This window comes from Noviherbaspirillum denitrificans, assembly GCF_002211445.1.
GTDB classification, from domain to species: Bacteria; Pseudomonadota; Gammaproteobacteria; order Burkholderiales; family Burkholderiaceae_D; genus Noviherbaspirillum; species Noviherbaspirillum denitrificans.
In genome coordinates this window covers 3,371,610-3,380,883 of record NZ_LSTO01000001.1, presented here as the reverse complement: position 1 = coordinate 3,380,883, position 9,274 = coordinate 3,371,610, and the positions used below count along the sequence as shown (strand labels likewise).

Genomic DNA, 9,274 nt, shown 5'->3' with positions numbered 1-9,274 from the left:
GGTATGACTTCGGTGCTCGTGCCGCTGATCGCGATGTGGGTGCTGTTGCCGCTGATGATCCTGACGGCCCTGGTGTTCGTCGGAACGCTGGCAATGCCCATCATCGTCAGGCATATCGGCAGCCGCCATTACGCCGACCTCGAAAAGCGCCGCGGCGGAAGTGTCCTCGGAAGCCTGTGGGTGGCGACGTATTCCTTTGTCATCTTCGCCGTGCTGTGGCTGGTGACATTGCCGCTGTCGCTGTTTCCGCCGCTGACTTTCATCATCCAGCCGGCACTGTGGGGCTGGCTGACGTATCGCGTGATGGCCTATGACGCGCTGGCCGAGCATGCCGATGCGCAGGAGATCCGCGACATCATGCGCATCCACCGCTGGCCGCTACTGCTGATCGGCGCCATCGCGGGCTCCATGGGTGCGGCGCCGACACTGCTTTGGCTGGGCGGGGCGCTGTCGGTGATCTTCTTTCCACTGCTGGCGGCGGGCGCGATCTGGCTGTATGTGCTGGTGTTCGTGTTCACCGGACTCTGGTTCCAACATTACTGCATGGGCGCGCTGGCCGCGCATCGTGCTGTGGGAATCAAGGATATCAACTGAAAAGTACGATCGCGCGCGCTGCGGCATAATGTCGTTTTGCCAAAACGGACACTGCCATGGCCATCGGACTGATCATCATCGGCGACGAAATCCTTTCGGGCAAGCGCACGGACAAGCATTTTCCAAAAGTGGTGGAACTGCTGTCGGCGCGCGGCCTGCAACTAGGGTGGGCGGAATATGCGGGCGACGACCGCGAGCGCATCACCTCCCTCCTGAAACGCAGCTTCGCCAGTGACGACATCGTGTTTTCCTGTGGCGGCATCGGCGCGACGCCGGACGACCATACGCGCCAGTGCGCCGCCGCCGCGCTCGGCGTGCCGCTGGAACTGCATCCGGAAGCGAAGGCCAAGATCGAGGAACGCATCGGCGACGTGGCGCGCGAAGAGGGCAGGCATCCCGACTTCAATTCTCCGGACAATGCACATCGCCTGAAGATGGGCGAGTTCCCGCAAGGCGCGTCCATCATTCCCAATCCGTACAACAAGATCCCCGGTTTTTCCGTCACGCACGGGAAGGGCGCGCATTATTTCGTCCCCGGCTTTCCGGTCATGGCCTGGCCGATGATCGAGTGGGTGCTTGATACGCACTACGCGCACTTGTTCCAGAAAGCCCCGCGGGCGGAAAAGGCGGTACTGGTGTTCGGCCAGGCGGAATCGACGCTGACGCCGATGATGGAAGCCATCGAATCGGAATTTCCGCTGGTGAAGGTGTTCAGCCTGCCGAGCGTGGGCGATGCGACAACGCGGCGCCATATCGAGCTGGGCGTGAAGGGCGACCCCGCTCAGGTGGAAGCCGCCTTCGTGAAAATGCTGGAAGGGCTGGACCGGTTCAAGGCCGAGGTCCAGCGCATCTGATTACTTTTTCTTCACTTCATCCAGCAAGCCCTGCTTGCGGATGAAGTCCACGACTTTCTCCACGCCGTCGCCGCTGCGCAGGTTGGTGAAGATGAACGGCCGGTCGCCGCGCATCTTCTTCGCATCGCTCGCCATGATGTCGAGGTTGGCGCCGACGTAGGGCGCGAGGTCGGTCTTGTTGATGATCAGCAGGTCGGAGCGGGTGATGCCCGGGCCTCCCTTGCGCGGAATCTTTTCGCCGCCGGCCACGTCGATCACATAGATCGTCAGGTCCGACAATTCCGGGCTGAAGGTTGCCGCGAGGTTGTCACCGCCGGATTCCACCAGGATCAGGTCAAGATCGGGGAAATCGGCGCTCATGCGCGCGATGGCTTCGAGGTTGATCGACGCATCCTCGCGGATCGCGGTGTGCGGGCAGCCGCCCGTCTCGACACCCATCAGCCGATCCGCCGGCAGCGCATTCGCGCGCAGCAGGATTTCCATGTCTTCCTTGGTGTAGATGTCATTGGTAATGACGGCCATGTCGTAATGGTCGCGCATCGCCTTGCACAGCATTTCGCACAATGCCGTCTTGCCGGAGCCGACAGGGCCGCCGATGCCTACGCGCAGGGGATTGGAGGATGTAGTCATAGTGTTCAGTGGGTTCAGGATCGATACAAGCGGCTGTACTGCACCTCATGTTGCATGGATAGCAGGGACAGGCCGGGGGACCAGTTGGACAGTTCATCATCCGCCAACTGCATGGCGGTGTGTGCGGCGCGTTCCAGCTCGGGCTGCAGCGACAGCAGCAGCCGCTGTCCGGCGACCTGGCCGAGCGGCACGGACTTCACGCATACCAGCACCTGGTTTTCAGCCCAGGAAAACAGCATGCCGAGCAGGGCGGCTTCATGTGGCACGTCCAGCGCAACGGCGGCGTAGGCCAGCGCGGTGGGCAACGGCACTTCCGGTTGCGCTTCCAGCAGGGTGCGCAAGGCGTCGTCGGCGACCTTCAGGTCGATGGCGAGCTTCGTCAGCGAATAGCCCATCTGGATCGTCTCTGCCCGGAATTCGGCGGTGTCGCGCGCGGCGACGAAGCGTTCCGTCCATGTGGTAACAGCAGCGAGGTCCTGTGCCGCAAAGGCGTGCAGCAGGCGCCACATGACCGGTGCTTCGAAGCGGGCCACGACATGATGCAGTGCCTCGACGATCCACGCGCGTGCAGTCGCTTCGTTGCACACGATTCCCTTCTCCAGGGCTGCTTCCAGTCCTTGCGAATAGCTGTACGCGCCAATCGGCAGCGATGGGCTGGCGAGCTGGAACAGGTGGAGGAGGGCCGTTGCTTGCATCAGGACTTGTCCGATGGGCGATGGATCTTTTGCCGCAGCGGAATCGGCGCCAGCGGATGGTGGTGATGGTCGTCGCCGTGATGGTGATGGCCGCCGCCGTAGGCCCCCGACTCCGGCTCGAACGGCGCCTGTTCTTCCGTCACCGTGGCGCCGAGGCCTTCCAGCATGTCCTTCAGCACGGTGTCCTTGCGGATACGCAGGAAACCCTTGTCGGGCGTGCCGTCGACCTGCGCCTGCGTGTGGCGGTTGCCGAGATGGAAGGCACAGCGCAGCAGGTCGCGCGGCGTTGCGCAGTCGACGCGATAGGTCGCTTCCTTGGCGGCCACGATCTTCACTACGCGGCCGTCATCGCCCCTTAGCAGGTCGCCGTTGCGCAGGACGGTGCCGCGCACGGTGAACACCGCGACCTCTTCACCCGAGAGCAGCATGGCGCGCAGGCGGCTTTTCTCGCGCAGTTCGTAGGGGAGGACGAGTTCACCGTCGATTTTTTCGGCGCTGTCGATCTTGGTATGGAGTGTCAGCATGTTGTCAGAACAGGAAATAGCGTTGCGCCATTGGCAGGACCTTGGCCGGCTCGCACACCAGCAACTCGCCGTCGGCACGCACCTCGTAGGTCTCGGGATCGACTTCCATCTTCGGCGCGAGGCCGTTGTGGATCATGTCGGCCTTGCGCACCGCGCGCGTATTCTTCACTGCGATCAACGGCTTGTTCAGTTTGAGCGCGTCGCCGATGCCCGCATCGAGCGCGGCCTGCGAAACGAAGGTGAACGAAGTTTTCAGCCCGCCGCCGTAGGCGCCGAACATCATCCGGTAATGCACCGGCTGCGGCGTTGGGATGGATGCGTTCGGGTCGCCCATCTGTGCAGCGGCAATCATGCCGCTCTTGAGGATCATCGAAGGCTTGACGCCGAAGAAGGCCGGTTTCCAGATCACGATGTCGGCGATCTTGCCCGGTTCCAGGGAGCCGACCACGTGCGAAATGCCATGGGTGATGGCCGGATTGATGGTGTACTTGGCGATGTAGCGCTTTGCGCGGAAGTTGTCGTTGCGTGACGAATCTTCCGGCAGCGAGCCGCGCTGCACCTTCATCTTGTGTGCGGTCTGCCAGGTGCGCAGCACGACTTCGCCCACGCGGCCCATGGCCTGCGAGTCGGACGACATCATCGAGATCGCGCCGATGTCATGCAGGATGTCTTCCGCGGCAATCGTCTCGCGACGGATGCGTGATTCCGCAAACGCGATGTCCTCGGCGATGGCGGGATCGAGGTGATGGCACACCATCAGCATGTCGAGGTGCTCGTCGAGCGTGTTGACGGTATAGGGCCGTGTCGGGTTGGTCGAAGAGGGCAGGACATTGCCCTGGCCGACCGCCGCGATGATGTCCGGTGCATGGCCGCCGCCCGCGCCTTCGGTATGGAAGGTGTGGATGGTGCGGTCCTTGAAGGCCGCCAGTGTATGTTCGAGGAAGCCGCCTTCATTCAGCGTATCGGTATGGATCGCCACCTGGATGTCCATGCGGTCGGCGACAGACAGGCAGTTGTCAATGGCAGCCGGTGTCGTGCCCCAGTCCTCATGCAGCTTGAGGCCGATGGCGCCGGCACGGATCTGCTCTTCCAGCGGTACGGGCAGGCTTACATTGCCCTTGCCGAGGAAGCCGAGGTTCATCGGGAAGGCATCTGCCGCCGACAGCATCGAATGGATATGCCAGGGGCCGGGAGTGCAGGTGGTTGCCGCCGTACCGACCGCCGGGCCGGTGCCGCCGCCGAGCATCGTGGTCACGCCCGACATCAGCGCTTCCTCGATCTGTTGCGGGCAGATGAAGTGGATGTGCGAATCGATGCCGCCCGCCGTCACGATCATGCCTTCGCCGGCAATGATCTCGGTTGCGCCGCCGATCGCCATCGTGACGTTCGGCTGGATATCCGGATTGCCGGCCTTGCCGATGCCCGCGATGCGGCCGGCCTTGATGCCGATGTCGGCCTTCACGATGCCCCAGTGGTCTAGGATGAGGGCATTGGTGATGACGGTGTCCATCACGTCGGCATGGTTGCGCTGCGACTGGCCCATGCCGTCGCGGATCACCTTGCCGCCGCCGAATTTCACTTCCTCGCCGTAGACAGTGAAGTCCTTTTCGACTTCGATGAACAGTTCGGTATCGGCGAGGCGGACGCGATCGCCGACGGTGGGGCCGAACATTTCGGCATACGCTTGCCGCGAAATTTTTGTCATTGGAGGTCTCCCATCACCTTGCCGTTGAAGCCGTACACCTTGCGGTCGCCCGCGAGCGCGACGAGTTCGACGGTGCGTTCCTGGCCCGGCTCGAAGCGGACCGCCGTGCCGGCAGCAATGTTAAGCCGCATGCCGTAGGCAACCTGGCGGTCGAATTGCAGCGCCGGATTGACTTCAAAGAAATGGAAGTGGGAGCCGACCTGGATCGGCCGGTCGCCACTGTTGGCGACTTTCACGGTGGCTGTCGCGCGGCCAGCGTTCAGCTCGATCTCGCCCGGTTCGACCAGCATTTCACCTGGAATCATGGCGACCTCCTAGGGAATCGGGTGGTGGACGGTGACGAGCTTGGTGCCGTCGGGGAAGGTGGCTTCGACCTGGATCTCGGGGATCATTTCCGGCACGCCGTCCATTACATCCTCGCGTGCCAGGACCTTCGTGCCTTCGGACATCAGCTCGGCGACCGTCCTGCCGTCGCGCGCGCCTTCCATGATGGCTGCGGTGATGAGAGCCACCGCTTCCGGATAGTTGAGCTTCAGTCCGCGTGCCTTGCGGCGTTCGGCCAGCAGCGCGGCGGTGAATATCAGGAGTTTGTCTTTTTCTCTTGGAGTGAGCTCCATGGGTTCTCCTTGTTCAAGTGTTCCAGATGCGGGGGACGACTGCGTCGCGGCCGGTCAGCAGCGGGCGCAGGATGCGCCATGCCGCTGTCATCAATTGCTTCGCGGTTTCGCTCGAATCGCCGAGGTAGCGGGCGACGACCACCGATTTCATTTGTGTGACGCCGAATGTGCCGTCAGTGGCGCAGGCTTCGCGAATGGCGTGGACGGCGCCGGAAGGTAGCGGCTTGCCGACGCCAACCAGCGTCGCGCAGACGGTCTTTCCGGCCATGCCGAGCGTGCTGGATATTGCATCGGCCCGCTGCTCGCCCTGTTCGAACCAGACCAGCTTGCCGTCGCGCCGGATGCTCGTGCGCTGCGCGACACGCCCAGAGGAAAAGATCTCGCCGGAGGCGGTACGACCGAAGCACAGGATGTCGCAGCCGATATAAGACGCCTCGCTGCCGAGTTCGACGACTATGTCGAGCTCCACCTCGGCGGCATCGAAGAAGATGGTTTCCTGCGGCAGCCATTCGAGCGATCCGGCGTCGCGGACATTCAGGTGTACGCTTTGACGGGACACGCGGCCGTTCGCTTTGTACCACTTGGCGGCGCCGGGCGTGGTGATGAATGCATTCGCCTGCTGGCCGACGCAGGCATGGATGTCGAGCTGGTCGCCGCCCACTACGCCGCCCGGCGGATGCACGACGATTGCGTGGCAGATGTCGCTGCCTTCCGGGTAAAGCGGCTTCTGTACGCGCAGTGGGCCATAGTGGGAGCGTTCGACCAGGCGTGTAGTGTCATCGTAACGGCCGAAGCCAAGGGCGAGCCACGCCTGCCAAGGCTCGGCGGAATTCCCTGCAATCAGCGCTGGCGTGGGCTCGGCGATTCGCATGTCCAGACTATACCGCCAAGTGGCGCTTGACGTCCTCGCTATTCATCTTGTCCTGGGTGCCCGAGGCGACCACTTCGCCGCGCGACAGCACGACGAAACGGTCGGCCAGTTCGTGCGCGAAGTCGAAGTACTGCTCGCACAGCAGGATCGCCATGTCACCGCGCTGGCGCAGCAGGCGGATCACCTTGCCGATGTCCTTGATGATGGACGGCTGGATGCCTTCGGTCGGTTCGTCGAGGATGATGAGTTTGGGATCGGCCAGAAGCGCGCGGGCGATGGCAAGCTGCTGCTGCTGTCCCCCCGAAAGGTCGCCGCCGCGCCGGTGCAGCATTTCCTTCAGTACGGGGAAGAGTTCGAAGACTTCGCCCTTGATCTTCGACGCTTGCCTGCCGGACTTCACGGCCATGCCCATCATCAGGTTTTCCTCGACGGTCAGGCGGGCAAAGATTTCGCGGCCCTGCGGCACGTAGGCGATGCCGAGCGATGCGCGCTCGTGCGGCTTGAGCTTAGTGATGTCCTTGCCGTCGAGCTGCACATGGCCTTTCGCGACAGGCAGCACGCCCATCAGGCACTTGAGCAGGGTGGTCTTGCCGACGCCGTTGCGGCCGAGCAGGGCAAGGCACTCGCCCTTGTTCAGGGACAGCGACACGCCGCGCAGGGTGTGCGCCGCGCCGTAGTATTGGTTCAGTTGTTCGACATTCAGCATGGTCAGCGGCCCAGGTAGACTTCGATGACACGCTCGTCGGACTGCACCTGTTGCATGGTGCCTTCCGCGAGGACGGATCCTTCGTGCAGCACGGTGACCTTGCCTTCCTGCGCGATTTCGGTCACGAAGGCCATGTCGTGCTCGACCACCATGATCGAATGCTTGCCGCGCAGTTCGTTCAGGAGTTCGGCGGTGCGTGCGGTTTCGGCATCGGACATGCCGGCTACCGGTTCATCCAGCAGCAGCAACTGGGGTTCCTGCATCAGCAGCATGCCGATTTCCAGCCACTGTTTCTGTCCGTGCGACAGCAGGCCAGCGAGGCGGCTTTCCTGGCCGGTGAGGCGGATCAGCTTCAGGATTTCGTCGATCTTTCCCTTCTGCTCCGTCGTCAGCCGGAAGAACAGCGTCGGCTTCACGCGCTTGTCCATCTTCATCGCCAGTTCCAGGTTCTCGAATACCGTGTGCTGTTCGAACACAGTCGGTCGCTGGAACTTGCGGCCTATGCCAGCATGGGCGATCTCGTATTCCGTCATCCTGGTCAGGTCAATGGTCTGGCCAAAGAAAGCGGTACCGGATGCCGGCCGTGTCTTGCCGGTGATGACATCCATCATCGTGGTCTTGCCCGCGCCGTTCGGACCGATGATGCAGCGCAATTCGCCGACCGAGATGTCGAGGGTCAGCTTGTTGATCGCCTTGAAGCCGTCAAAGGAAACCGTGATGTCTTCAAGATAAAGGATCGCGCCGTGTGTGGTGTCCACGCCTTCCGTCTTCGGACGCCCGTAGGAGGTGCCGTACTCGGCGTGCTTGTTTTCCTCGACGAATTGGTAGGCCTTGGTGGTGTCGTTCATGCTGCCTCCTTCGGTTGGCGGAGCTTGGCGGCGAGGCCCAGGATGCCCTGCGGCATGAAGAGGGTCACAAGAATAAAGATCGCGCCGAGCGCGTACAGCCAGAGGTCGGGGAAGGCGGCGGTGAACCAGCTCTTCAAGCCGTTGACCGAGAAGGCGCCAATGATCGGCCCGAGCAGAGAACCGCGCCCGCCGACGGCGGCCCAGATCACCATTTCGATGGAATTGCCGGGCGACATTTCAGACGGGTTGATGATGCCGACCTGCGGCACGTACAGCGCGCCGGCGATGCCACACAGGATGGCGGACAGCGTCCAGACGAACAGCTTGAACCACAGCGGGTTATAGCCGATGAACATCAGGCGCGACTCGGAGTCACGCACCGCCTGCAGCACGCGCCCCAGCTTGGACGTGACGATCCAGCGGCACAGGAACAGCGAGCCGACCAGCGCCGCAAGCGTCAGCAGGTAGAGCGCCGCCTTGGTTCCGGGCTCGGTGATGGTGAAGCCGAGGATGCGCTTGAAGTCGGTGAAGCCGTTATTGCCTCCGAAGCCGGTGTTGTTGCGGAAGAACAGCAGCATGAAGGCAAAGGTCATCGCCTGCGTGATGATCGAGAAGTACACGCCCTTGATGCGCGAGCGGAAGGCGAAATAACCGAACACGAAGGCCAGCGCACCCGGCACGAGGACAACCAGCAGCATCGCGTACCAGAAGCTGTCGGTGAAGGACCAGTACCACGGGTACTCCTTCCAGTCGAGGAAGACCATGAAGTCCGGCAGGTGGCTCTGGTACACGCCATCCTTGCCGATGGAGCGCATCAGGTACATGCCGTGCGCATAGCCTCCGAGCGCGAAAAACAGGCCGTGGCCGAGCGACAGGATGCCGGTGTAGCCCCACACCAGGTCGAGCGCCAGCGCGGCGATGGCATAGCACATGAACTTGCCGACCAGAGCGACGGTATAGCTGGACACATGCAGCGCATGGCCGGGTTCGAAGGCGAGGTTGAGTACCGGCAGCAGCGCGAGGATGCCCGCGCAGGCGAGGATGCCGGTCCAGGCTGGACGGGAAAAAAGGGACGGGCTCATTCTGCGCTCCTGCCTTTCATGGCGAACAATCCTTGCGGCCGCTTCTGGATGAAGACGATGATGAATACGAGGATGGCAATCTTCGCCAGCACGGCGCCGGCCACCGGTTCGAGGAACTTGTTGACTTCTCCCAGTCCGACCGCGGCGA

General features: G+C 62.6%; 12 protein-coding genes. 2 read left to right on the top strand and 10 right to left on the bottom strand.

Going from position 1 to position 9,274, the window contains the following annotated elements:
• Together AYR66_RS16365 and AYR66_RS16360 are read left to right on the top strand one after the other, a co-directional pair.
• A partial coding sequence (locus AYR66_RS16365) for an EI24 domain-containing protein (protein WP_141104257.1) occupies positions 1-594 on the top strand: 594 nt, incomplete at its 5' end.
• 56 nt (positions 595-650) lie between these two features.
• Entirely contained in the window at positions 651-1,448 is a 798-nt protein-coding gene (locus AYR66_RS16360) for a competence/damage-inducible protein A (RefSeq protein ID WP_088708389.1), read from the top strand.
• Here AYR66_RS16360 and ureG read toward each other — a convergent pair whose 3' ends face one another.
• The 10 genes from ureG to urtC are packed head-to-tail and all read right to left on the bottom strand — an operon-like array spanning position 1,449 to position 9,126.
• Positions 1,449-2,078: an urease accessory protein UreG gene (gene ureG, locus AYR66_RS16355; RefSeq protein ID WP_088708388.1), complete on the bottom strand. Its 630-nt coding sequence runs from the start codon at positions 2,076-2,078 to the stop codon at positions 1,449-1,451.
• A gap of 14 nt (positions 2,079-2,092) precedes the next feature.
• Positions 2,093-2,773 carry an urease accessory protein UreF gene (locus tag AYR66_RS16350; protein WP_088708387.1) on the bottom strand — a complete coding sequence of 227 codons (681 nt, stop codon included), beginning with the start codon at positions 2,771-2,773 and terminating at the stop codon, positions 2,093-2,095.
• Complete coding sequence (gene ureE, locus AYR66_RS16345; RefSeq protein ID WP_088708386.1) at positions 2,773-3,297, bottom strand: urease accessory protein UreE; 525 nt, start codon at positions 3,295-3,297, stop codon at positions 2,773-2,775. The genes AYR66_RS16350 and ureE overlap by 1 nt, the downstream gene beginning before the upstream one ends.
• 4 nt (positions 3,298-3,301) lie before the next feature.
• On the bottom strand, positions 3,302-5,002 hold the full coding sequence (ureC, locus tag AYR66_RS16340; protein ID WP_088708385.1) for an urease subunit alpha: 1,701 nt from the start codon (positions 5,000-5,002) through the stop codon (positions 3,302-3,304).
• The gene (locus tag AYR66_RS16335; protein ID WP_088708384.1) at positions 4,999-5,307 is read right to left on the bottom strand and encodes an urease subunit beta; all 309 of its coding nucleotides are present in this window, start codon (positions 5,305-5,307) and stop codon (positions 4,999-5,001) included. Before AYR66_RS16335 ends, ureC begins: the two co-directional genes overlap by 4 nt.
• Positions 5,308-5,316: 9 nt before the next feature.
• Entirely contained in the window at positions 5,317-5,619 is a 303-nt protein-coding gene (locus AYR66_RS16330; RefSeq protein ID WP_088708383.1) for an urease subunit gamma, read from the bottom strand.
• 13 nt (positions 5,620-5,632) lie between these two features.
• On the bottom strand, positions 5,633-6,490 hold the full coding sequence (locus tag AYR66_RS16325; protein WP_088708382.1) for an urease accessory protein UreD: 858 nt from the start codon (positions 6,488-6,490) through the stop codon (positions 5,633-5,635).
• A gap of 7 nt (positions 6,491-6,497) precedes the next feature.
• A complete protein-coding gene (urtE, locus tag AYR66_RS16320; protein ID WP_088708381.1) occupies positions 6,498-7,196 on the bottom strand; it encodes an urea ABC transporter ATP-binding subunit UrtE in 699 nt (232 codons plus the stop codon).
• A 2-nt stretch (positions 7,197-7,198) separates the two neighbouring features.
• Positions 7,199-8,044, bottom strand: a complete 846-nt coding sequence (gene urtD / locus AYR66_RS16315) for an urea ABC transporter ATP-binding protein UrtD (protein WP_088708380.1) — start codon at positions 8,042-8,044, stop codon at positions 7,199-7,201.
• Positions 8,041-9,126, bottom strand: coding sequence for an urea ABC transporter permease subunit UrtC (gene urtC / locus AYR66_RS16310; RefSeq protein WP_088708379.1), 1,086 nt, complete (start codon positions 9,124-9,126; stop codon positions 8,041-8,043). Before urtC ends, urtD begins: the two co-directional genes overlap by 4 nt.
• Positions 9,127-9,274 lie beyond the last annotated feature (148 nt).